Here is a 22,076-nt window from a genome sequence, read left to right on the forward strand (position 1 = left end):
TATGGAAGACAAATTGAACGTGAAGGGGCTTATCTTTGATTTTGGCGGTACGCTTGATACGGGCGGCAATCATTGGGGAGAGGTGCTTTGGGAGGTATACCGGCACTTCGACGTGCCGGTGGCGAAGGATGCCTTTCGCAAGGCATATATCCACGGCGAACGGACGCTGGCCATGCATCCGCTGATACAACCTCATTTCCACTTTGCCGACGTGCTCTGTGCAAAGCTCCGCATCCAGCTCGGGTACTTGCAGGAGCAGGGCATGCTTTCAGCTTCCTTTGCCCCCCGCGAGGAGTTGGCAGAGGCCATGGCCGCGTATGCCGACGGATGTACTCGCGAGGTGCTGGCGCGGAGTGCCAGGGTGCTGGGCAGGCTGAGGCCGAAGTATAGTATGGTGCTCGTCTCCAACTTTTACGGAAACTTGCACACCGTGTTGCAGGACGCCGCCTTGCTGCCGTTGTTCGACTGCGTCATCGAGTCGGCTGTGGTGGGTGTGCGCAAGCCCAATCCGGCTATTTTTGCCTTGGGTGTCTGTGCCTGCAACCTGCCCGTGTCGGAAACCGCGGTGATAGGCGACTCTTTCGACAAGGACATGAAGCCTGCCCGTGCCCTGGGCTGCCGCACCATCTGGCTGAAAGGGAGCCAATGGGAAGAGCCGCGCGACGCCGACAGCAATCCGGTGGATGTGGTAGTGACGGAACTGGAGGAGATAGAACGGTGTTTGGAGTTTATTTGAGGGAGATAACTCCTTCTAACTTCCCCAAAACAAAAGACTCCTCCTCATCCCTTGGTTATTAAGATTTTAATCCGTTACTTTGCGAACGACTAACAGTAATAACCCAAAAAAGAGGAGGAGAAACCATGTCCAACTACATCCGTTTTGACTGGGCCATGAAACGCCTGCTGAGAGACAAAGCGAACTTCGCGGTGCTCGAAGGGCTCATGACCACACTGATGAAGAAGAAAATCATCATCAAGAGACTGCTGGAGAGCGAAAGCAACCAGGAAAGCGAATACGACAAGTACAACCGCGTGGACCTGCTGGCGGAGGACGAGACGGGAGAACTGCTGCTCTTCGAGATACAGAACAACAACGAGTACGCCTACTTCCAGCGCATGCTGTTCGGAACGTCCAAGCTGGTGACAGAATACATCAACAGAGGGGAGGGATACGAGAAAATCAGGAAGATATACAGCATCAACATCGTATATTTCGCCCTCGGAAGCGGAACGGACTTCGTGTACCACGGAAAGACCGAGTTCAGGGGCATACACAACAACGAGCTGCTGCAACTCTCGCCCTTCCAGAAGCAGACGTTCAAGGCGGACGAGGTGAGCCAGCTATATCCGGAATACTACATACTCAAGGTGAACGACTTCGACCGATGGTCGAAGGTGCCCCTGGAGCAATGGATATACTTCCTCAACACCGGAGAGATTCCGGAAGACGCCACCGCGCCGGGACTGTCCGAGGCAAGGGAGAAGCTGCAGCTGGACAAGCTGTCGCCCGACGAGCTGAAAGCTTACTACCGCCACCTGGACAATGTGGTCATCCTAAGGGACAACATCCATACCGAAAGGGCAGAGGGAAGGGCAGAGGGAAGAGCAGAGGGAAGAGCAGAGGGAAGAGCCGAAGGATTAGAAGAAGGATTAGCCAAAGGAAAAGCCGAAGGAATAGAAGAAGGAAAAAAGGAGATGGCACTGAGGATGAAAGCCGAAGGCATCCCCGTGGAAATCATAGCACGGTGCAGCGGGCTATCGGCAGAAGAAATAGAGGCGTTATAGGCAAACAGTCAAGAAAGTTATCGCTCTTCGGACTTAGGAATTGGAATCCGAAAGAGTCATGTGAATCAGTGTTAATCTCCGCCGTCCGTAGCGCGGATACAAGATTTCTTTTTTATCTTTGCGCCCGAAAACGATATGTGGAGAGATTTGAGTAGCTTGCAACCACGGAAAAAAATGCTAAAACACATCCTTTCCTGACGGCCCGCGCGTGCCGGACGCACCTACTCATATATACCTTTCTCCATTCATCGGACTATCGATTATCAACTATCAATTCTCAACAGAAATGGGATATTTATTCACATCCGAATCGGTGTCTGAAGGACACCCCGACAAAGTGGCCGACCAAATATCGGACGCTGTGCTTGACAAACTGTTGGCCTACGACCCCAGTTCAAAAGTAGCTTGCGAAACTCTGGTTACTACCGGGCAGGTAGTGCTGGCTGGAGAAGTGAAAACCAAAGCGTACGTTGACATGCCCCTCATCGCACGCGAAGTAATCAAGAAAATCGGCTATACCAAAGGCGAGTATATGTTCGAGAGCAATTCGTGCGGCGTGCTGAGCGCCATCCACGAGCAGAGCCCCGACATCAACCGGGGTGTAGAGCGCCAGGATCCTATGGAGCAGGGTGCCGGAGACCAGGGAATGATGTTCGGCTATGCCACCAACGAAACGGAAAATTACATGCCGCTTTCACTGGACCTTGCACACCGCATCCTGCAAGTGCTGGCCGACGTCCGTCGCGAAGGCAAGGTGATGACCTACCTCCGTCCCGACGCCAAGAGCCAGGTGACCATCGAATATGATGACAACGGCACGCCCGTACGCATCGACACCATCGTAGTCTCCACCCAGCACGACGACTTCGTGCAGCCTGCCGACGACAGCGAGGCCGCACAACTCAAGGCTGATGAAGAAATGCTCGCTCAAATCCGTCGGGATGTAATCGAGATTCTGATGCCGCGTGTTATTGCTTCCATCCATCATGAAAAGGTGCTGGCATTGTTCAACGACCATATCACATACCACGTCAATCCCACGGGCAAGTTCGTAATCGGTGGTCCTCACGGTGACACCGGGCTGACGGGGCGCAAGATTATTGTAGATACCTACGGCGGCAAGGGTGCCCACGGCGGCGGCGCTTTCTCCGGCAAAGACCCTTCGAAGGTAGACCGCAGCGCAGCATATGCTGCCCGCCACATTGCCAAGAATCTGGTAGCTGCCGGTGTGGCCGATGAGATGCTGGTACAGGTGAGCTATGCCATCGGTGTGGCACGTCCTATCAATATCTTCGTGGATACTTACGGTCGCAGCCATGTCAACATGAGCGACGGTGAGATAGCCCGCAAGATTGACGAGCTGTTCGATCTCCGTCCCAAAGCTATCGAAGACCGCTTGAAGCTCCGCAACCCCATCTATCAGGAGACTGCCGCCTACGGGCACATGGGCCGCGAGCCGCAGACCATCGTCAAGCACTTCAAGAGCCGCTACGAGGGCAACAAGGATGTAGAGGTAGAGCTCTTCACCTGGGAGAAGCTGGACTACGTGGACAAGGTGAAAGCCGCATTCGGTTTGTAATCAGCCTTCGATTTGTAATCAGCATAGCTTTACGGCTATTTATTATAGAGGGCCGCCCTTCTGCATATACCGGCATTCCGGGGATGCGGAAGAGGCAGCCTTTGTTGTTTTGGTCTTGCTCTTCAAATGGATTTTTTCATCGGCAGGATAAACACGAACCTTTCCCTCTCCTTGTACTCCTTGTCCAGCAGCACTTTCCCTTTCAGCCGTTCGGCGATGAGGCAACAGATGTTGAGTTCCGGGCCGGTGCCTTGCCCGAAGTTGTCGGCCTTTTCAAAGCGTTCGAAGATGGTTTCCGAGTATTCCGGGGGAATGCCGGTATCGGTGACGGAGAAGGTGACGTATCCGGGATTCTCTGTGAGAGCTGACGGGTGTCAGCGGAAGCAAGTTCACGCAGAATCTGTATTATAACACCGGTAACGGTACAGCCAAGTACAACGGCAGCATCAGCAGCATGACTTGGAAAGCAGGGAATGAAAGCACTGTACGAGGATACAAGTTCACCTACGACGGGCTGGACAGGCTGCTGAACGCGACCTACGGCGAAACAGCCGGCATCAATACGAACACCGACCGTTTCAGTGAGAATGTAACCGCCTATGACAAGAACGGCAACATCAAGACCTTGCAACGTTACGGTCAGACCGCTGCTTCCGGTTACGGACTGATTGATAACCTGACTTTCACCCTCGGTGGCAATCAGTTGAACCGCGTGGACGATGCGGCAGCGGCTTCCGCCTACGGTGGTGGCTTCGAGTTCAAGGACGGCGTGAAGCAGGCGAACGAATACACTTACGATTCCAATGGAAATTTAACTAAAGATTTAAACAAGAGAATTAGTACAATTACCTAGTAATGTATTGAATTTGCCCAATATGGTCACGTTCAGTGACGGTAGTACGATTGCCTATACTTATGGTGCCGACGGCACAAAGCTGAAAACTGTCCATAAGACAGGCAGCACTACCACCACGACGGACTATTGCGGAAACGTGGTCTATGAGAACGGTGTTCAGAAGTTGCTGCTGACCGATGAAGGCTATGTTACTTTGAGTGACGGCAAGTACCATTACTACTTGCAAGACCATCAGGGGAACAACCGGGTAGTCATCAACCAGAGCGGCACTGTGGAGGAGACGAACCATTACTATCCCTTCGGTGGAGTGTTCGCCAGTACCAACAACGTTCAGCCTTACAAGTACAACGGCAAGGAGCTTGACACGAAGAAGGGGCTGAATTGGTATGATTATGGGGCAAGACATTATGATGCGGCGCTGGGGAGGTTTACAACGGTTGACCCGCTGGCAGAGAAGTATTTCAATACCGGTCTTTATGCTTATTGCGGGAATAATCCTATTAATCGGATTGACCCTGATGGATTACTTTTGGCTCGAATATTGATATATAAGGTTCTTTGATTCAATAAAGTGAACGATTCCCTGCTTTCATCACTATATGTCAGCGGGGAATTTTACCTTTTATATAAGGCTACACCCTTTCCTTGACATGGTGTAGCCATTTATCCCAAAGGGTGTAGCTATCCGGGGCAAAGGGTGTAGCCCTGTTTAATGTGCCTTACCAGTGCCTGTGGCACACATAATCCGTTATTGATTCATGAAAAATCCCCCGACGTAAGTGGGAAGAAAGAAATTTGTTTCAAATCTCCCCGAAATCATGTACCTTTGTGGCGGTACCTAAAAAAGGAGGTAACAAGATGATGAACAAGATAAATTCCGTATGCGTATATTGTGCTTCGAGCACAAAGATAGATTCCGTTTATTTCGATGCAGCCCGTGAGTTGGGCACTCTGCTGGGGCAAAAACACATCCGTTTGATTAATGGTGCGGGAAACATGGGACTGATGTCTGCCGTGTCGGATGCGGTGCTTCAGGCAGGGGGCAAGGTGACGGGAGTCATCCCTCGTTTCATGGTGGAGCAGGGATGGCATCACACCGGACTTACCCGACTCGTGGAAGTGGAAAGCATGCACGAACGGAAAAAGACAATGGCCGACTTGAGCGATGCTGTCATTGCCCTGCCCGGTGGTTGCGGCACGCTGGAAGAACTGCTGGAAATCATTACTTGGAAGCAACTTGGATTGTATCTGAATCCGATTGTGATACTGAACGTCAAGAATTATTTTGCCCCTCTGCTCGATATGCTTCGGCAGGCAGTGGACGAAAACTTCATGCGTACGCAGCACGGTGCTATCTGGCATGTGGCACAGACACCGCAGGAAGCTGTGGAGCTGATACATACCACTCCTTTGTGGGACGCCTCTATCCGTAAATTCGCTGCAATATGATAGGGCTGTTGATGGCTTGGGCAGTAGTGGGGACGGAGGGGATCCCCATTCCGTATTCTCCGAGAATGGACGATGGCATCACCGTGGTCCTTTTGTGCTGCTTCTTTCTGTCGGCCTATGTCTTGTCACGCAGCCGCAAGTTTCTGCTGCAACTGGTAAAGGACTTCCTGCTTCATCGCGAACGTACCAGCATATTTGCCACTTCCACAGCCGCCGACATGCGTTATCTGTTGTTGCTCATCTTGCAGACCTGTATCCTTGCGGGTGTCTGTATCTTCAGCTACTTCAATGATATACAGCCGGAACTGGTACACCATGTGCCGCCGGGACTTCTGCTGGGGATTTACATCGGTGTGTGTCTCCTCTATTTGTGCTTGAAGTGGATGCTCTACTCTTTTCTGGGTTGGATTTTTTTTGACGAAAGTGTTACGACGTTATGGCTCGAGTCCTATTCTACGCTACTTTATTATTTGGGGTTCGCCCTTTTCCCGTTTGCTCTATTCATAGTCTATTTCGATTTGAGTTTGCAGTTGACAATAGTAATCGGATTGATTTTAGCCTTTTTTGCTAAAATATTGATGTTATACAAGTGGCTAAAGCTTTTTTGTAACAATTTATATGGCAGTTCACTTTTAATTTTGTACTTTTGTGCCCTCGAAATCATTCCTTGCTTTGTTTTGTATCAAGGTGTGATTCAGCTAAACGATTTTTTGATAATAAAATTTTAGGACGTTGAAAATTAAGAAAGTACTTGTGTCGCAGCCGAAACCGGCATCAGAGAAATCTCCTTACTACGACATTGCCGAGAAATATGGTGTGAAGATAGATTTTCGCCCATTTATCAAAGTGGAGAGCCTTTCAGCGAAAGAGTTCAGACAACAGAAAATTTCGGTTTTGGACCATACTGCCGTTATTTTTACTTCGCGTCATGCCATTGATCATTTCTTCCACTTATGTACGGAATTGCGTGTGACAATTCCCGAAACAATGAAGTATTTCTGCGTGACGGAGGCCGTTGCTCTGTATATCCAAAAGTATGTGCAGTATCGTAAGCGTAAGATTTTCTTCGGAAACACCGGGAAGATTGACGATTTGATACCTTCCATTGTTAAGCATAAGGCTGAAAAGTACTTGGTGCCAATGTCGGATGTACACAATGATGACGTGAAGAATTTGCTGGATAAGAATAAGATTCAGCATACGGAAGCTGTCATGTATAGAACCGTCAGCAATGATTTTGCTCCAGATGAGGCATTTGATTATGACATGCTGGTGTTCTTCAGTCCGGCAGGTATCAGTGCCTTGAAGAAGAATTTCCCTGATTTTGACCAGAAGGAGATCAAAATTGGTACATTCGGCTCTACCACCGCCCAGGCAGTCCGTGATGCCGGACTTCGTCTTGACTTGGAAGCCCCCAGCGTGCAAGCTCCCTCAATGACGGCGGCGCTTGACATGTTTATCAAGGAGAATAATAAAGGAAAGTAAAAAAAGAGTTATGAGTTATAAGTTATGAGTGATTTGCTTATGGCTTGTAGTAGTAACGGTGGATTTATAAAATTGAGCTACAAGTGGTTGTGCTTTTATGTCGCCAGGTACTTGTAGCTCCTTTTTTGTATCACCCTTATAACTCATAACTTATAACTCATAACTTATAGCTCATGCCAAATACCTTGCGCAAGTCCGAACGGTTGGACAAGAAGAAAGTAATAGAGAAGATGTTTGCGGGCGGTTCGCGCTCGTTTTCGGTCTTCCCTTTGCGTGTGGTTTATCTGCCGGTGGAGGAACTGGAAGTGTCTGCCTCCATTCTTATCAGTGTTTCGAAGCGTCGTTTCAAGCGGGCGGTGAAGCGCAACCGCGTGAAACGCCAGATACGTGAAGCCTACCGCATGAACAAACAAGGACTGCTGGCAGTATTGGCGGAAAAGAAATGCCGTCTGGCCGTCGCTTTCATCTATCTTTCAGACCAGTTGGTGGATTCTTCCGTTATCGAAGACCGTATGAAGACTGCTTTGGCACGCATTGCCGAGAGGGTGGCAGCGAATGCTGAAGCCACGCAAACTCCCCAGATACCATGAAGCGTCTGCTTTCATATCTGTTGCTACTTCCCATTTATTTCTATCAGAAGTGCATATCACCCATGATAGGGCCTTCATGCCGTTTCACCCCCACTTGTTCGCAATATGCGGTGGAGGCCATCAAGAAACACGGACCTTTCAAGGGGGGGAAGCTGGCAATAAGGCGTATTCTGCGCTGCCATCCTTGGGGAGGTTCCGGATATGATCCCGTTCCATGAATATTCCAGTAGACATACATACGCATCGGCTCCCGCAAGTGCGCGGAGCGGCCATTGTGAATTGCTATCCCGAAGCGTTCTCTCCACAGAGCGGCGGATGGTATTCGGTGGGAATACATCCCTGGCATATAGGCCGGACTGGAGGTGACCATTCAGTAGCAGAGAATGTTGTGGCTAGCAGGGTATGCGGCCTGGAGAGGGTAGTACTCCATCCCCAAGTACTTGCCGTGGGCGAAGCTGGGCTGGACAAGCTGGCAGATGCTCCGATGGATTTGCAGGTAGAAGTGTTCAGGCGTCAGGCATGCTTGGCGGAGGAAGTAGGAAAGCCGCTGGTGATTCATCTGGTCAAGGCGGTCGATGAACTGCTGAAGGTGAAGCGGGACTTGCGCCCGTCGAATCCGTGGATAATACATGGTTTCCGCGGCAAGGCAGCGCTGGCGGAGGAGTATCTGAAACATGGCTTTTACCTTTCATTCGGGGAGAAGTACCAGAAAGCGGCCTTGTGCCGTATACCTGCCGACCGGCTGTTCATCGAAACAGATGAAAGCGAAGTTGCCATCGGGGAATTGTATGCACGCGCCACCAGGGTGCGCGGCATCTCTCCCGAAGAGCTTGGAGAAACGCTTCGGAGAAATGTCTGCAAAGTCTTTTTTAAACCCTAAGAGTTGTTTCTTCAAATAAAGAGTCGTATTTTTGCGCAGATTAAGATAGGAATCAAACAATTCATAGATAATCACTTAAATAATTAATCAGATAACTTAATCATTCGATGAATTTTGTAGAAGAATTAAGATGGCGTGGCATGCTCCACGATATGATGCCGGGTACGGAAGAACTTCTGGCTAAGGAACAAGTGACTGCATACATTGGTTTCGACCCTACTGCGGACTCTTTGCACATTGGGCACCTTTGCAGTGTGATGATTCTGCGTCACTTTCAGCGTTGCGGACACAAGCCGTTGGCGCTGATAGGCGGTGCTACGGGTATGATTGGTGACCCTTCCGGAAAGTCTGCCGAACGCAATCTGCTTACGGAAGAGACGTTGCAGCGCAACCTGGCCGGCATGAAGGCGCAACTTTCCAAGTTTCTGGATTTTGATTCGGATGCCCCCAACCGTGCCGAGTTGGTGAACAACTACGATTGGATGAAAAACTTCACTTTCCTCGATTTTGCCCGTGAGGTGGGTAAGCACATCACCGTGAACTATATGATGGCGAAAGATTCTGTAAAGAAGCGTCTGAACGGTGAGGCACGTGACGGCCTTTCCTTCACGGAATTCACCTACCAGCTGCTGCAGGGATACGATTTCCTTCATCTGTATGAAACCAAAGGTTGCAAGCTCCAGATGGGTGGCAGCGACCAGTGGGGTAACATCACCACCGGTGCCGAGCTGATTCGCCGTACGAACGGCGGGGAGGTGTTTGCACTGACCAGCCCGCTGATTACGAAGGCTGACGGTGGCAAGTTCGGTAAGACAGAGTCCGGAAACATCTGGCTCGACCCGCGCTACACCTCTCCGTATAAGTTCTACCAGTTCTGGCTGAACGTGAGCGACGAGGATGCCAAACGCTATATCAAGATATTCACCGCACTGTCTAAGGAAGAGATTGACGCTCTGACGGCCGAGCACGAGGCTGCTCCCCACTTGCGCGTCCTTCAGAAGTGTTTGGCGAGGGAAGTCACTATCATGGTTCACTCCGAAGAGGACTACAATGCCGCTGTGGATGCATCCAACATCTTGTTTGGCAATGCAACTTCCGACGCGCTGAAGAAGTTGGACGAAGATACGTTGCTGGCTGTGTTCGAGGGGGTTCCCCAGTTTGAAATATCCCGTGATGCACTGGCAGCCGGTGTAAAGGCGGTGGATTTATTCGTGGATAATGCTGCTGTATTCGCTTCCAAGGGTGAGATGCGCAAGCTGGTGCAAGGCGGCGGCGTTTCTCTGAATAAGGAGAAACTGACTGCTTTCGACCAGGTGATTACGACAGCCGACCTGCTTGACGAAAAATACCTGCTGGTACAGCGCGGAAAGAAGAATTATTATCTGATTATCGCCAAATAACGGTATTTTAAAGAGAAGTAATTAAGGAAATAATGCTTCGGAAGTAAAAATAGCCCCGAAATATTTGGATATTTCGGGGCTTCCTTTTATCTTTGCACCGCTTTTTAACAGAAAGCCTCATGTTTGGACTATGGTGTAATGGTAGCACAACAGGTTTTGGTTCTGTTTGTCCAGGTTCGAATCCTGGTAGTCCAACTACGATACACCAATTGCAGCTAAAAACCCACTAAAATCGTAAGTTTTAGTGGGTTTTTTTGTTACTTCTAAATAGGTATCGAGAAAAACAGACACGATTTCGGTGCCAAATTAGGTGACACGGCAACCCCATTTTTCCTTTTCACGAATCTTTGAACGATATTGCTATATAATTGATACAAATTTATACGGTTTCTCCGTTTTCTTTTGCTACATTTGCATCGTGTACGCAAACGAGGCATCTTTGATGACTGAAGTTATAACCTATTAGATGTAGTGCAATCATGAAAACGAGCTATGAAAATCGCTATGCTGAGCATCCGGATGATGTAAAAAGCTACGATACGAAAAACATCCGTTGCGATTTCCTTATAGAGAAGGCATTCTCCCAAGATAAAGTTTCCATTGAGTATAAACTACTTGCAAATCGTACATAAATAGAATATCACTTATTTAAACTTAATAATTTTACATTATGAATCCGTATTTGAATTTTTCTTTGGAAGGTAAAGTAGCCCTTGTCACAGGTGCTTCTTACGGTATCGGTTTTGCTATCGCTTCAGCTTTTGCAGAGCAGGGAGCAACTATCTGTTTCAACGACATTAACCAGGAGTTGGTAGACAAAGGCTTGGCTGCCTATACTGAAAAGGGCATCAAGGCACGCGGTTATGTATGTGATGTGACAGACGAACCTGCTGTTCAGGCTATGGTAGCCCAGATTGAAAAGGAAGTAGGTTCCGTTGATATCCTCGTGAACAATGCCGGTATCATTCGCCGCGTTCCTATGCACGAGATGGAGGCTGCTGACTTCCGCCGTGTAATCGATATCGACCTCAATGCTCCGTTCATCGTATCAAAGGCTGTTCTGCCTGCCATGATGAAGAAGGGCCACGGTAAAATCATCAACATATGCTCCATGATGTCCGAACTGGGCCGTGAGACTGTGTCGGCCTATGCTGCTGCCAAGGGTGGTTTGAAGATGCTGACCCGTAACATCTGCTCTGAATATGGTGAATACAACATCCAATGTAATGGTATCGGCCCGGGTTACATTGCTACTCCGCAGACTGCTCCGCTGCGCGAAAAGCAAGCTGACGGAAGCCGTCACCCGTTCGACTCGTTCATTTGCGCCAAGACTCCGGCAGGCCGCTGGTTAGACCCGGAAGAACTTACCGGTCCGGCAGTGTTCCTAGCATCCGAAGCCTCTAATGCAGTCAACGGTCATGTACTCTATGTAGACGGAGGTATTCTGGCTTACATCGGAAAGCAACCGAAATAAATTTGAAGGATAGTTGAGAAGGTGATAAAGTGGCGGGATAATGTCACTTGTCACCTTTTTCTTTTAGGTGCGGATTACGCGGAAAAGATAAGTAAAATCCGTATGATCAGCGAAATCTGTGCCTGAAGGAAAGTTATATAACTGATTAGGAAAAAGCAATGATTATATGAAAAACTTTCTTTTATTATGTATGGCGGCCTTGTCCTGCCTTGCTTGCAACGACAGCAAGACAGTGACCGTTACGGTAACCAATCCGCTGTCGATGGATCGTTCCGATGAGATGGTAGAGGTGTCCATGGCCGAGATTTCGAACCGTCTGAATCTGGCAGACACCGCACAGATTGTGGTTCTGAATGTCGAGGGGGAACAAGTTCCCTACCAAGTGACCTATGATGACAAGCTAATCTTCCCCGCCACGGTAGCCGCCAATGCATCGGCTGCATATACCATTCAGACCGGTACTCCCGTCGATGTGGAGGTAAGGGCTTGCGGGCGTCAGTTTCCCGAACGTCTGGACGACATGGCCTGGGAGAACGACTTGGTGGGTTTCCGTGCCTACGGTCCTGCGTTGCAGGCAAGGGGTGAACGTGGCTTCGGCTACGACTTGTTCACGAAGCGGGGCACTGCTGCACCGGTATTGGAAGACATGTATGCCAAAGAGCTGGATGCAGACTCCTGGAAGCAGGTAAACGAATTGCGCAAGACAGACCCGAAGGCGGCCGGTGAACTGGTACGCACATTCTCCTATCATATAGACCACGGTTATGGCATGGACTGCTATGCAGTAGGCCCCACACTGGGAGCCGGGGTATCTGCACTGATGGTGAATGATACCATTATCTATCCGTGGTGCTATAAGACGCAGGAAGTGCTGGACAACGGCCCCTTGCGTTTTACTGTGAAGCTGGAGTTCAATCCGCTGGCTGTGAAAGGGGATACTACGGTGGTGGAAACACGTCTGATTACGCTGGATGCCGGTTCTCATCTGAACCGCACTGCCATTTCGTATAGCTGTCTAAAGGAATCCTTGCCCATTGTTACCGGCATTGTGCTGCACGAACCGGACGGCGCTGTGGTGGCTGATGCAGCAGGTGGCTATATGACGTATGTAGATCCCACTACCGGATCGGATAATGGCAAGATATTCATGGGGGCCGCTTTTCCTGCCGTTGTAAAGGAAGCCAAGACTGTTCTGTTCTCCCCAGAGGAGAAGAAGATGCGTAACAATGCAGACGGTCATGTACTGGCTGTCAGCGACTATGAGCCGGATGCCGACTATGTGTATTACTGGGGCTTTGCCTGGGACTGTGCGGACATCAAGACTGCTGAAGCCTGGAACAGCTATATGGCAGCATTTGCACAGAAGGTGCGCAATCCGCTGACAATTGAAGTCAAATAATCCTTTGGTTATCATTCAAGGGAGTTAAAAGCCAGAGGCCGATAGTATCGCTCTACATTGATAGAACTGTCGGCTTCTAGCTCCTGAGCCAGAAGGACGATAACTCTCCATTTAACTCCCTCTAACTTCTTCTTCTAGCTTCCTTGAATAAAAGAGCCGTGTCATTCCCGACCGGATTTTACAGCACTTTGAATTCGTACCCTTCTTCTTTCAGAAAGTCAATGGCACGCGGAAGTGCGTACTGCAGGTTTCCGTTGTGCCAGGATTTCAAAGAATCGTGAAAGGTGATGATGGAGCCGTTGCGGGCGTAGCGCATCACGTTGGCAAGCACTTGCGGGCCGCGCAGCTTTTTGCTGTAGTCGCGTGTCACGAGGTCCCACATCACAATCTTGTAGGTGCGTTTCAGCGTGAGGTATTGGTTGGCGAACATGTGGCCGTGGGGAGGACGGAACAAGAGAGGGTAGAGGACTTTCTCCACATTACAATTAATGTCTCCGCCCATTTCCATGAAGATTTTCGCCTGCTCGGTGTTTCCCAAATAATTTTTGGCTGTGTATTCAAAACTACGGATATGGTTGAAGGTGTGGTTACCGATGCGGTGTCCGCGTTCAACAACCATCCGGAATTCGTCCGGATGCTTCCGTATGTTGTCGCCTACCATGAAGAAGGTGGCCTTGATATTGTGCTTGTCCAGCAGAGCGAGCACCCAAGGAGTTACTTCGGGTATGGGGCCGTCGTCGAAAGTCAGATAGACGGCTTTTTCATTGGGGTCCATCCTCCAGACTGCACCGGGGTATAGTTTACGAAAAAACTCAGGAGGTTGTTCTATAAACATAATTAAAGCCTCTCCCCCAACCCCTCCCTACACAGGGGAGGGGAGGTTTGAGGATGGTTTGTTAGTGAATACATTATAATTAAGACTTCTCTTATTATGGTTGAATGCTCCTATTTCATTCTGTCCGCATACATATTATACAGTTCTTCCACTTTCGGCTCGTAGGTTTCGGTGAGCTTGGAGTTGTACTTCTTCATAGCCTTTACTTCGGCATCGAGTACAGCCCAGTGGTATTCAAATTCACGTGTAGAAATCATGAAGCGGTTGTTGTCCAGACTCAGATACCAGGTCAGGTATTCTATGGCCTTGTCGGCAAGGGCTTTCATCATCTCGTCCGCCTTGTCGGTTTGGCCTAGCTGGTAGTAGGCTTCTGCCATCTGTACGGCACCGTTCTGCCAGTCGTAAGACACATTGTAGGCGGGAATCATCTTTTCGGCATAGTCCAGGGCAGCTTTAGCCTTGTCTTTCTTGCCTTCGCGCATCAGCTGCTGCACAAGCTGCGAGAAGATGCGGCGGTGAGAGTGGCACATGCGCATGGCGTTCTCGTCGATGTAGATGCCCGGCTTGTCGATGCCGCCGAACTTGAATTTGTTCATCAGGTTGTCGTACATCTTTTCGGAGTCTATCGTCACGCCCGTCTTGCCGGTGTCGAACGGGGTGAAACGATAGGCAAGTCCTTCCTGAACGAAGTGGTTCTCCATGTTCAGCTGGTTCTCCCTGCCTACGCTGACGGCGATGTATATGGGGCGTTCCCAGTTGGCCTCGCTCAGCATCTCGAGCATCATCAGCTCGCTCTTGTAGAGGGCGCGCTTGCCTTTCAGCGAGATGTGCATGTAGTCGGGGATTGAGTCGCCCGGTATCATCATGCCGCTGCGGCGCACGGCTTCCTTGTCCACCTTGATAACGATGCTGTCGGTAGGAATCACCTTCAGGTCCTTGTCCTTGGGGGCGCGTATCCAGTGTTTCAGGATGTTCTTCAGCTCGTAAGGGTTGTCTCCGAATTCCTTCTTCACGTTTACCAGCGCTTCTTGATTACCGTCCAGTGCCTGCTTCTCGGCTTCGGCATAGAGCTGGTCGATACTTTTCTTGTATTCCGGCTGGATGGGGATGTATTCGTTGGTGCCTTCCACGTACTCCATACGGTCCCACGTGATGGGGAGGGAAGGACTGTCGTAGGCAGGACGCTTCATCTGGTCGATGTACCAGTCGGTCTGCAGGTACGAGAGGTTGCAGGTACGGGCGTCGGTGCGGAAACCTTCGGTCTCTTGGTTGTACCAGAGGGGGAAGGTATCGTTGTCGCCGTTGGTATAGATAATCGGGTTTCCGCTTTCTTGCAGTGACATCAGGTAGTTCTGCCCGAAGTCGCGTGCCATGTATCGGTCGCTACGGTCGTGGTCATCCCAAGTCTGGCTTGCCATCTGTATGGGGACAAGGAGGCAAACGAATGAGATGACGAGGGCACACGTTGACGAGGGCACAAACGCATTGGCATCACTTGCCTCACCTGCCTCCTTGTAGTCTTGTTTCCTCATCCGCTTGTCCGCTGTTTGTATAAGTCCTGCCACACCCATGCCAATCCAGATGGCAAAGGCGTAGAACGAACCGGCGTAGGCGTAGTCGCGTTCGCGCGGCTGGCTCGGGGTCTGGTTCAGGTAGAGCACGATGGCGATACCGGTCATGAAGAATAGGAAGAAGACCACCCAGAATTGTTGGATGCCTTTCTGTCCGCGGTAGGCTTGCCACAGCAGGCCGATGATGCCCAGCAGCAACGGCAGGCAGTAGAAGACGTTGTGCCCCTTGTTGTCGCGCAACTCGGCGGGCAGCAGGCTCTGGTCGCCCACCAGCCAGTTGTCGATAAAGGAGATGCCCGTAATCCAGTTGCCGTGTTCTATTTCCCCGCTGCCTTGTATGTCGTTCTGGCGTCCGGCGAAGTTCCACATGAAGTAGCGCCAGTACATCCAGTTGAGCTGGTAGGAGAAGAAGAACTTGATGTTTTCCCACTGTGTGGGCATGTTCACCATTATCATGTTGCCGCATTTGTCGTAGGGCACGTCGTAGCCCTTGATGTCCTGCCAAGCTTGGTATTGCTGCGTGTGAGCGCTGCTGTACATACGGGGGAACAGCATGTTCTGGGCGTATTCGTACTCAATGCGTCCGGGGATTTCGATGTACGAATCCTTTTCCTCGGGCGTAGCTTTCTCCTTGCGGATGAACTTCGTGCCGTTGTACTTGATACGCGGTTCGCAGTAGCCGTCTTTCACGTCGAGCGCCACTTGCGAGGTGAAGGCAGGGCCGTAGAACAGCGGACGTGTGCCATACTGCTCGCGTCCCAGGTATTCGCCCAGTGTGAAGATGTCCTCCGGAGAATTCTGGTCCATCGGTGTGTTGGCGGTGGAGCGGATAACGATAAGTGCATACGAGGAATATCCGATGACAATCATCATGGTGCAGAGCAGCGAGGTGTTCAGCGTGCGTGCCGATACGCGGAGTTTCTCCTTGACGGCTGCCTGCGTCTTCGGACGGAGGTAGAGCCACAATGCGGCAATGACAATGACACCGATAACTACCGAGCTGGTGCCGTGTCCGTAGAACGGGATACCCAGCATGGCAATGGTGAGTATGAACGAGAGTGCCATACGTGCCTTGTTGCGTTCGGTGTAGCTTTCGTAGATACCCCAGATGAGGCAGGCTGCCAGCAGGATGATATATACGATGACACCCGTGTTGAAGGACATGCCCAGTGTGTTGACGAAGAGCAGTTCGAACCAGCCGCCCACTTTCACGATACCCGGCACGATGCCGTATAGTACGGCTGCAACCAGTATGCCCGAGGCAAGCAATGCCAGCAGAGAGCCTTTGGCATTGGCGTTGGGTACTTTCTTGTAGTAGTATACCAGTACGATGGCGGGCAGGCAGAGCAGGTTCAGCAAATGCACGCCGATGGAAAGTCCCGTCAGGTAGGCGATGAGAATCAGCCAGCGGTCGCTGTGAGGCTCGTTGGCAACGTCCTCCCACTTCAGTATGAGCCAGAATACGACGGCAGTGAACAGTGAGGAGAAGGCATAAACCTCGCCTTCCACAGCGCTGAACCAGAAGGTATCGCTGAACGTGTAGGCAAGTGCGCCCACCAGGCCGCTACCCATGATGGTAACCATCTGGCCGCGTGTGATATTGTTTTCGTCTGTCACCACAAGTTTGCGTACCAGGTGCGTGATGCTCCAGAAAAGGAACAGGATACATGCGCCGCTCATCAGCGCGCTCATGTAGTTCACCATCTTGGCAACGGTGGAGGCATCGGAAGCAAATTGTGAGAAAAGGTTGGCCACCAGCATGAAGAACGGTGCGCCGGGCGGGTGTCCTACTTCCAGCTTATAGCCGGTGGTGATGAACTCCGGGCAGTCCCAAAAGCTTGCAGTAGGTTCGATGGTCATGCAGTAGACCGTCGCTGCAATGAGGAAGGTAATCCAGCCTACAAGGTTGTTTACGGTTTTGTACTGTTTCATTCAGATGAAATTCTTTATTATATAATCTTCTTATTTCCAGTTGCTTAATGCTTATTGACAGACACCGGTGTCTGTCGTGTCAGAGTCCAGTGTTTGTCACGTCAGACACTGGTGTTTGTCGCGCTGAAGTCCAGTGTCTGTCGCGACAGGCCATATTGCCTGCTTCGGCATTACGCGGATGCATGGCACACAACGCGACAAAGATAATAAATTCAATTCTAAATGAGTGACAGCAAGGTGGATTATTAGGATAGGTTAAGGGAATGATGATTCTATAAGAGAGAATATCCGGCCGATAATGGAGGGGATGCAAAAAGGAAGTGTCCACTTTGCTTGCCCTGAATGGACTTTTCGTTTATAACCGAAAACAGTATCTTCTTTGCAGCCTTTTTAGATTATGGACGAAAGAAAGCCTTACTGTGCTTCTTTGAAAACTGTAATTATTGAAAATAACTCTCTTTTGAAATCGATAGAAGGCAAATGTAATGATAAAGCTTATTTCTGATTGTACAGTATTGACCTCCATCTGTATTCCTGTAAATGTTGAATCAATAGGTGCCACAGCATCTAAAGGAATTCGATATACAATTAGAAAATGCAAAATTGCCCGTCATTGATAAGATTTGCATCAATGACGGGTTTCTTTTCAAAAAAGCAGTATGCTGCAATAGCCGACAATGAATTGGCTATGAAGTTACTGAAGGAACGGTGTCCGGAGTGGACGGCAATGCTTGTTGTTTTTGATATTTAGTTTTTCCTTAGCCATTCAACCCTGCGCAAATCTGGCAAATGCTTAATTGAGAAATTCTCAAATTTGGCTTTGAAACCGTTACCGTCAGGGCAAGCTCCCATTATCCCTACCATGACGGGATGATTGTCTTGCAGCCAAGCGTTGCGCATCATCGTGTATTCCTTATCATCAAAAGAATAGAAAATCTCTACGGCATCCAGTCGGCGTACCGCCTTAATCCATACAAACGGGACGGGCTTATCCAAAGATATAATGCTCCAGTCACTTGTATGATGAGTTACAACGGTACTAAGATTATATTTCCCGTCCACGAACTCAATACCGGCCTTGATATAGTTCTCGTGGTCGATGCGCAACATCAGTCCCGACTGGTCGAAACGGGTCTTGTAATCGCCAGATATTTTTACCTTCACTTCAAATTCCCCGCCACGCAATGTGTACAGAAACGGGGCATCATCCACTGTAAATCCATAGTGGGATATACGCCAATAATCAGTCTGGGGAGTAACATGCATCGAAAGCGAATTGTTCTCAATTTTCCATTGTTCAGGTTCATTGAACCATTGCATCTTTTCCAATGATTGCGCCATGCAGGTAAATGAAGCAGCAATCATCATTCCACTCAATAGTAACTTTTTCATTTCTCAATATATTGTTAATGTTATAATTTTCGAATAACACGGCAAGGATTCCCGACTGCCAATGTTCCTGCCGGAATATCTTTATTTACCACACTTCCCGCACCGATGACACAGTTGTCGCCTATCATAACTCCCGGTAAGACGCAAACGTGCGCTCCTATCCATACATTATTGCCTATGCTAATCGGCCGTGCATATTCAAGTCCGCGATTTCTTTGTTCCACATCAAAAGGATGTCCGGCAGTATAAAACCCACAACCCGGAGCAATGAACACATTATCACCGAACTTAACTTTTGCTTCGTCCAAAATAACACAGTTCACATTGGCATAAAAATTTTCGCCAATCTCTATATTATAACCATAATCACAGAAGAACGGCTGTTCTATCAGGAAACTATGCCCCGATTTTCCGAATAGACTGACAATAATATCTTCCCTGCGTTTCGTTTCCGATGGCAGTAGATGATTATATTCATGGCACAATGCCTTGCATGCCTGCCTTTCGGCTATCAATTCCGCATCATTATTGGCATCGTACAGTTTTCCTTGCCGGCACTTTTCCTTCTCACTTATCATAAACAACCATTTAGTTTTTTTACCTTTGCAAAGGTAGGGTATTGTTATATACTGCACAATGATTATAAATAACCATTTTTATTTCTGGCTATGGACACAATCGATATATTGAGCAAGGAGTTTTTCACACAGGATTTTGCGGAAGAACAACCATACTCCGAGTTGCTGGGCAAGTATAAGGATATAGCGCGCAACTATGCACGGATGGAGAGTGCGGTAGCCGTATTGAGTGATATGCGTACCAATATGAGTTACATTTATTATGGTAGTTTTTCCCGAATGCTGGAAATAGATAAATGCGGAGACGAGGGCAAGGTGTCTTCCATTTGGGAAAAAGAAATCTTCAAGCTCATTCATCCTGACGATTTGGCAGGGAAGCACTTACAAGAATTGTGTTTTTTCCATTTTGTCAAACACCAGCCCAAGAGCAAACGCACTGATTATTATCTGATAAGCAAACTTCGTATGAAGAACGGCAAAAATAATTATATATCAGCATTGCATCGGATGTTCTATGTTTCTGCCCCTTCTAACGACACGCTGTGGCTGGCTTTATGCCTTTATAGCCCTTTACTGTTTGATATTCCAGCCAAATGCCTGATAATCAATTCAGCTAACGGTCAAATGACAGAAATTGGCAAACAGGACAGCACAAGGATTCTGTCCGTCAGAGAAAAGCAGGTATTGAGCCTCATTGACAAAGGGCTGACAAGTAAGAAAATAGCCGAAACACTTTCTATCAGCATAAATACAGTTAGTCGGCACAGACAGGAAATTTTAGGCAAACTTCAAGTGAAAAACTCTATTGAGGCGTGCCGGGTAGCAAAAGACTTAAAACTAATTTGAGCATCAAACAAAAAATAATATGTTTACCGTGGCTTGAGCAATGAGCCGGAAGTTCCCCCTCTGTCTCTCTTATTGTTTCAGCAGCTGTTTTGCCATCGCTTAGTCAACGTATTGGCATATATGGGCGCAAATATAATGATTTCGCTTCTAAATAGGTGACAATAAGCAGCATTATTAGGATAGGTTAAGGGATTTGCTGCATCTATAGATGCAGCACGGTGGAAGTATAGATGCAGCGCGGTGGAAGTATAGATGCAACAATGATGATTCTATAGAGGGAATATCCGGCCGATAAAGGGGGATGCGGAAAGGAAATATCCTCCTTGCTTGTCTAAATGAATCTTTCGTTTATAACCGAAAATCTAGCCTTTTTCGCAAATTTTTCAGGTTATGAACGAAAGAGTTGATAGAAATATTCGTTTATAACCGAAAATTGTTATCTTTGCAACTAAAGTTTAGGTTATGGACGAAAGAATGGATATACTTAGGAAGTACAATCTCTGGACAGAAGGAGATTTTGACTTCGGTTTCATGCGGGTAGCTTATACCGGCAGAATCATGGACTACGTAGGTAATCGTCTTGTAAAGGTGCTTATCGGTCAGCGGCGTACCGGAAAAAGTTATGTGTTGAGACAGATAGCAAGGGAACTGATAAGAAACGGTGTCCCTCCGCAGAACACCTTGTTCATCAACCGGGAACTGAGCGACTTTGCTTTCTTGAAGACTCACAAGGATTTGGAAGAGTTGGTGGCGCTTTATAAAAGCGAACTGCACCCTCAGGGAAGGATGTATATTTTCATCGACGAAGTGCAGCTCATCCAAGAATGGGAAAAGTCGGTCAATTCTTATTCGCAGGACTATACCGAGGAGTACGAGCTCTTTATCAGCGGCTCCAACTCACGGATGCTGTCCGGTGAGCTTGCCACGCTGCTTTCCGGGCGATACGTCCAATTTCCGATATATCCCTTCAGCTATCAGGAGTATACAGAGATAAGGCATCTGGAACAGAACCGTGAGAGCTATATGGGCTATATGAATACGGGCGGAATCCCGGAACTTTTTGTCTTGCCCGAAAAGCAGGAGGTGCAGCGCAATTACTTGTCTGCCTTGAAGGACACCATCTTGCTGAAGGACATCATCCAACGCTACAGCATACGTGACCCCCGACTGCTTGAGGACCTTTTTGCGTTTCTTGTAGGCAATGCCTCTAATTTAGTGTCCATCGGCAACATCGTGAACTATTTCAAGAGCCAGGGCCGGAAGACGAGCTATGATGCCGTGGCTGCCTACATAGGCTATATCGAAGACTCGTTCTTGGCGTATCGTTGTGAACGCTTTGACTTGCGCGGAAAGGAAATACTGTCCGGTACGGCGAAATATTACATCAACGACCTTGCCTTTAAGAATTTCCTCTATCCCGGAACAGCCTATGGTGTGGGTTATAAACTGGAGAATCTTGTCTATCTGGAGTTACTCAGGGCAGGCTATGATGTCTATACCGGATGTGCCAAAGAGAAGGAAGTGGATTTCGTGGCACGGAAAGGCGACCGCACGGTTTATCTGCAATCCACTTATATGTTGGTTGACGAGCAGACGATGCGTCGTGAGTATGCTTCGTTGGAGTCGATACAAGATAATTATGAGAAACTGGTTGTTTCGCTTGATGATTTCTGTCTGCCATCCAATGAAGGAATACGGCATGTGCGGGCGTGGGAACTGCATGGGTTGTTGTAAAAGGTGCTGAAAGGCAGTAATATCCTTATATTTTTGACAAAAAGTAATGTTTCTGTAGATTTCTCTGCCGCACATGGTTGGGCAGAAGGACGAATTTAGGATATATTGTGGATATTGGGGTCATAAAGATGCGTTCTTCTTGCATATTCTTCCGCTTTTGTAGGGCTTTTATGCAGAAATTGGCTACACCTTTAAGCTAAAAGGGTGATTGCTTTTTACTAAAAGGGGTATTGCGTTTTAGTAAAACGGTTACTCTGTTTTAGTAAAACGTTCTTTTGCTTTTGCATTTTC

The 22,076-nt window shown here is 48.7% G+C and carries 19 protein-coding genes, 1 tRNA gene and 4 pseudogenes; 17 read left to right on the plus strand and 7 right to left on the minus strand.

The features are described from left to right. Position 1: 1 nt before the first annotated feature. The 3 genes from E5355_RS03170 (at position 2) to metK (ending at position 3,364) form a co-directional block, all read left to right on the plus strand. Complete coding sequence (locus tag E5355_RS03170) at positions 2 to 736, plus strand: HAD family hydrolase (protein ID WP_136009152.1); 735 nt, start codon at positions 2 to 4, stop codon at positions 734 to 736. 125 nt (positions 737 to 861) lie between these two features. Next, complete coding sequence (locus E5355_RS03175) at positions 862 to 1,785, plus strand: Rpn family recombination-promoting nuclease/putative transposase (RefSeq protein ID WP_016272236.1); 924 nt, start codon at positions 862 to 864, stop codon at positions 1,783 to 1,785. 286 nt (positions 1,786 to 2,071) lie between these two features. Then, complete coding sequence (gene metK / locus E5355_RS03180; protein ID WP_136009153.1) at positions 2,072 to 3,364, plus strand: methionine adenosyltransferase; 1,293 nt, start codon at positions 2,072 to 2,074, stop codon at positions 3,362 to 3,364. 122 nt (positions 3,365 to 3,486) lie between these two features. On the opposite strand, the gene E5355_RS03185 is transcribed toward metK, so the two are convergent. After that, positions 3,487 to 3,678 (minus strand): hypothetical protein, encoded by a 192-nt coding sequence (locus E5355_RS03185; RefSeq protein WP_316929046.1) that lies wholly within the window; start codon positions 3,676 to 3,678, stop codon positions 3,487 to 3,489. 140 nt (positions 3,679 to 3,818) lie between these two features. On the opposite strand from E5355_RS03185, the pseudogene E5355_RS03190 reads away from it, so the two are divergent. From E5355_RS03190 to E5355_RS03245, 12 genes and pseudogenes are all read left to right on the plus strand, one after another. Next, positions 3,819 to 4,743: pseudogene (locus tag E5355_RS03190) on the plus strand (RHS repeat-associated core domain-containing protein); the annotation flags it as partial. 338 nt (positions 4,744 to 5,081) lie between these two features. Further along, positions 5,082 to 5,669: a TIGR00730 family Rossman fold protein gene (locus tag E5355_RS03195; RefSeq protein WP_136009218.1), complete on the plus strand. Its 588-nt coding sequence runs from the start codon at positions 5,082 to 5,084 to the stop codon at positions 5,667 to 5,669. Then, positions 5,666 to 6,397 carry a DUF4271 domain-containing protein gene (locus E5355_RS03200; RefSeq protein ID WP_016272241.1) on the plus strand — a complete coding sequence of 244 codons (732 nt, stop codon included), beginning with the start codon at positions 5,666 to 5,668 and terminating at the stop codon, positions 6,395 to 6,397. The genes E5355_RS03195 and E5355_RS03200 overlap by 4 nt, the downstream gene beginning before the upstream one ends. Before the next feature lie 4 nt (positions 6,398 to 6,401). Further along, the gene (locus E5355_RS03205) at positions 6,402 to 7,154 is read left to right on the plus strand and encodes a uroporphyrinogen-III synthase (RefSeq protein ID WP_016272242.1); all 753 of its coding nucleotides are present in this window, start codon (positions 6,402 to 6,404) and stop codon (positions 7,152 to 7,154) included. A 173-nt stretch (positions 7,155 to 7,327) separates the two neighbouring features. Further along, entirely contained in the window at positions 7,328 to 7,744 is a 417-nt protein-coding gene (rnpA, locus tag E5355_RS03210) for a ribonuclease P protein component (RefSeq protein ID WP_136009154.1), read from the plus strand. After that, positions 7,741 to 7,962: a membrane protein insertion efficiency factor YidD gene (yidD, locus tag E5355_RS03215; protein WP_016272244.1), complete on the plus strand. Its 222-nt coding sequence runs from the start codon at positions 7,741 to 7,743 to the stop codon at positions 7,960 to 7,962. The genes rnpA and yidD overlap by 4 nt, the downstream gene beginning before the upstream one ends. Then, positions 7,959 to 8,624, plus strand: a complete 666-nt coding sequence (locus tag E5355_RS03220) for a TatD family hydrolase (protein WP_136009155.1) — start codon at positions 7,959 to 7,961, stop codon at positions 8,622 to 8,624. Before yidD ends, E5355_RS03220 begins: the two co-directional genes overlap by 4 nt. Before the next feature lie 107 nt (positions 8,625 to 8,731). After that, a complete protein-coding gene (gene tyrS, locus E5355_RS03225; RefSeq protein ID WP_016272246.1) occupies positions 8,732 to 10,024 on the plus strand; it encodes a tyrosine--tRNA ligase in 1,293 nt (430 codons plus the stop codon). Positions 10,025 to 10,148: 124 nt separating this feature from the next. Further along, positions 10,149 to 10,219 (plus strand) — tRNA-Gln (locus tag E5355_RS03230). 284 nt (positions 10,220 to 10,503) lie between these two features. Further along, positions 10,504 to 10,656, plus strand: a complete 153-nt coding sequence (locus E5355_RS03235; RefSeq protein ID WP_035457530.1) for a 5-keto-4-deoxyuronate isomerase — start codon at positions 10,504 to 10,506, stop codon at positions 10,654 to 10,656. Between the two features lie 38 nt (positions 10,657 to 10,694). Continuing rightward, positions 10,695 to 11,498 carry a gluconate 5-dehydrogenase gene (locus E5355_RS03240; RefSeq protein ID WP_016272247.1) on the plus strand — a complete coding sequence of 268 codons (804 nt, stop codon included), beginning with the start codon at positions 10,695 to 10,697 and terminating at the stop codon, positions 11,496 to 11,498. A 166-nt stretch (positions 11,499 to 11,664) separates the two neighbouring features. After that, positions 11,665 to 12,897 carry a DUF4861 domain-containing protein gene (locus E5355_RS03245; protein ID WP_136009156.1) on the plus strand — a complete coding sequence of 411 codons (1,233 nt, stop codon included), beginning with the start codon at positions 11,665 to 11,667 and terminating at the stop codon, positions 12,895 to 12,897. A 178-nt stretch (positions 12,898 to 13,075) separates the two neighbouring features. On the opposite strand, the gene E5355_RS03250 is transcribed toward E5355_RS03245, so the two are convergent. From E5355_RS03250 to E5355_RS03270, 6 genes and pseudogenes are all read right to left on the minus strand, one after another. Continuing rightward, on the minus strand, positions 13,076 to 13,732 hold the full coding sequence (locus E5355_RS03250; RefSeq protein WP_136009157.1) for a polysaccharide deacetylase family protein: 657 nt from the start codon (positions 13,730 to 13,732) through the stop codon (positions 13,076 to 13,078). Positions 13,733 to 13,842: 110 nt separating this feature from the next. Then, positions 13,843 to 15,180: pseudogene (locus E5355_RS20285) on the minus strand (hypothetical protein); the annotation flags it as partial. 101 nt (positions 15,181 to 15,281) lie between these two features. Continuing rightward, positions 15,282 to 17,235, minus strand: a pseudogene (locus E5355_RS20290) (DUF2723 domain-containing protein); the annotation flags it as partial. Positions 17,236 to 17,823: 588 nt separating this feature from the next. Next, a pseudogene (locus E5355_RS19780) lies at positions 17,824 to 17,955 on the minus strand (IS982 family transposase); the annotation flags it as partial. 27 nt (positions 17,956 to 17,982) lie between these two features. After that, on the minus strand, positions 17,983 to 18,627 hold the full coding sequence (locus E5355_RS03265; protein WP_136009159.1) for a DUF1349 domain-containing protein: 645 nt from the start codon (positions 18,625 to 18,627) through the stop codon (positions 17,983 to 17,985). 20 nt (positions 18,628 to 18,647) lie between these two features. Beyond that, the gene (locus E5355_RS03270; protein ID WP_136009160.1) at positions 18,648 to 19,205 is read right to left on the minus strand and encodes a sugar O-acetyltransferase; all 558 of its coding nucleotides are present in this window, start codon (positions 19,203 to 19,205) and stop codon (positions 18,648 to 18,650) included. A gap of 90 nt (positions 19,206 to 19,295) precedes the next feature. On the opposite strand from E5355_RS03270, the gene E5355_RS03275 reads away from it, so the two are divergent. Then, positions 19,296 to 20,051: a response regulator transcription factor gene (locus tag E5355_RS03275; protein WP_136009161.1), complete on the plus strand. Its 756-nt coding sequence runs from the start codon at positions 19,296 to 19,298 to the stop codon at positions 20,049 to 20,051. A 462-nt stretch (positions 20,052 to 20,513) separates the two neighbouring features. Continuing rightward, positions 20,514 to 21,785, plus strand: coding sequence for an ATP-binding protein (locus E5355_RS03280; RefSeq protein WP_136009162.1), 1,272 nt, complete (start codon positions 20,514 to 20,516; stop codon positions 21,783 to 21,785). Positions 21,786 to 22,076 lie beyond the last annotated feature (291 nt).

The sequence above is a fragment of the Bacteroides muris (ex Afrizal et al. 2022) genome, assembly GCF_004793475.1.
In the GTDB taxonomy this organism is placed as follows: Bacteria; Bacteroidota; Bacteroidia; order Bacteroidales; family Bacteroidaceae; genus Bacteroides; species Bacteroides muris.

Excerpts from the sequence above, each read along its gene's own strand:
- E5355_RS03240 (WP_016272247.1), top strand. The coding sequence starts at position 10,695 with ATGAATCCGTATTTGAATTTTTCTTTGGAAGGTAAAGTAGCCCTTGTC.
- tyrS (WP_016272246.1), top strand. The coding sequence starts at position 8,732 with ATGAATTTTGTAGAAGAATTAAGATGGCGTGGCATGCTCCACGATATG.
- E5355_RS03270 (WP_136009160.1), bottom strand. The coding sequence starts at position 19,205 with ATGATAAGTGAGAAGGAAAAGTGCCGGCAAGGAAAACTGTACGATGCC.
- rnpA (WP_136009154.1), top strand. The coding sequence starts at position 7,328 with ATGCCAAATACCTTGCGCAAGTCCGAACGGTTGGACAAGAAGAAAGTA.
- E5355_RS03200 (WP_016272241.1), top strand. The coding sequence starts at position 5,666 with ATGATAGGGCTGTTGATGGCTTGGGCAGTAGTGGGGACGGAGGGGATC.
- E5355_RS03195 (WP_136009218.1), top strand. The coding sequence starts at position 5,082 with ATGAACAAGATAAATTCCGTATGCGTATATTGTGCTTCGAGCACAAAG.
- E5355_RS03245 (WP_136009156.1), top strand. The coding sequence starts at position 11,665 with ATGAAAAACTTTCTTTTATTATGTATGGCGGCCTTGTCCTGCCTTGCT.
- E5355_RS03265 (WP_136009159.1), bottom strand. The coding sequence starts at position 18,627 with ATGAAAAAGTTACTATTGAGTGGAATGATGATTGCTGCTTCATTTACC.
- E5355_RS03275 (WP_136009161.1), top strand. The coding sequence starts at position 19,296 with ATGGACACAATCGATATATTGAGCAAGGAGTTTTTCACACAGGATTTT.
- E5355_RS03250 (WP_136009157.1), bottom strand. The coding sequence starts at position 13,732 with ATGTTTATAGAACAACCTCCTGAGTTTTTTCGTAAACTATACCCCGGT.
- yidD (WP_016272244.1), top strand. The coding sequence starts at position 7,741 with ATGAAGCGTCTGCTTTCATATCTGTTGCTACTTCCCATTTATTTCTAT.
- E5355_RS03175 (WP_016272236.1), top strand. The coding sequence starts at position 862 with ATGTCCAACTACATCCGTTTTGACTGGGCCATGAAACGCCTGCTGAGA.
- metK (WP_136009153.1), top strand. The coding sequence starts at position 2,072 with ATGGGATATTTATTCACATCCGAATCGGTGTCTGAAGGACACCCCGAC.
- E5355_RS03220 (WP_136009155.1), top strand. The coding sequence starts at position 7,959 with ATGAATATTCCAGTAGACATACATACGCATCGGCTCCCGCAAGTGCGC.
- E5355_RS03235 (WP_035457530.1), top strand. The coding sequence starts at position 10,504 with ATGAAAACGAGCTATGAAAATCGCTATGCTGAGCATCCGGATGATGTA.
- E5355_RS03280 (WP_136009162.1), top strand. The coding sequence starts at position 20,514 with ATGGACGAAAGAATGGATATACTTAGGAAGTACAATCTCTGGACAGAA.
- E5355_RS03170 (WP_136009152.1), top strand. The coding sequence starts at position 2 with ATGGAAGACAAATTGAACGTGAAGGGGCTTATCTTTGATTTTGGCGGT.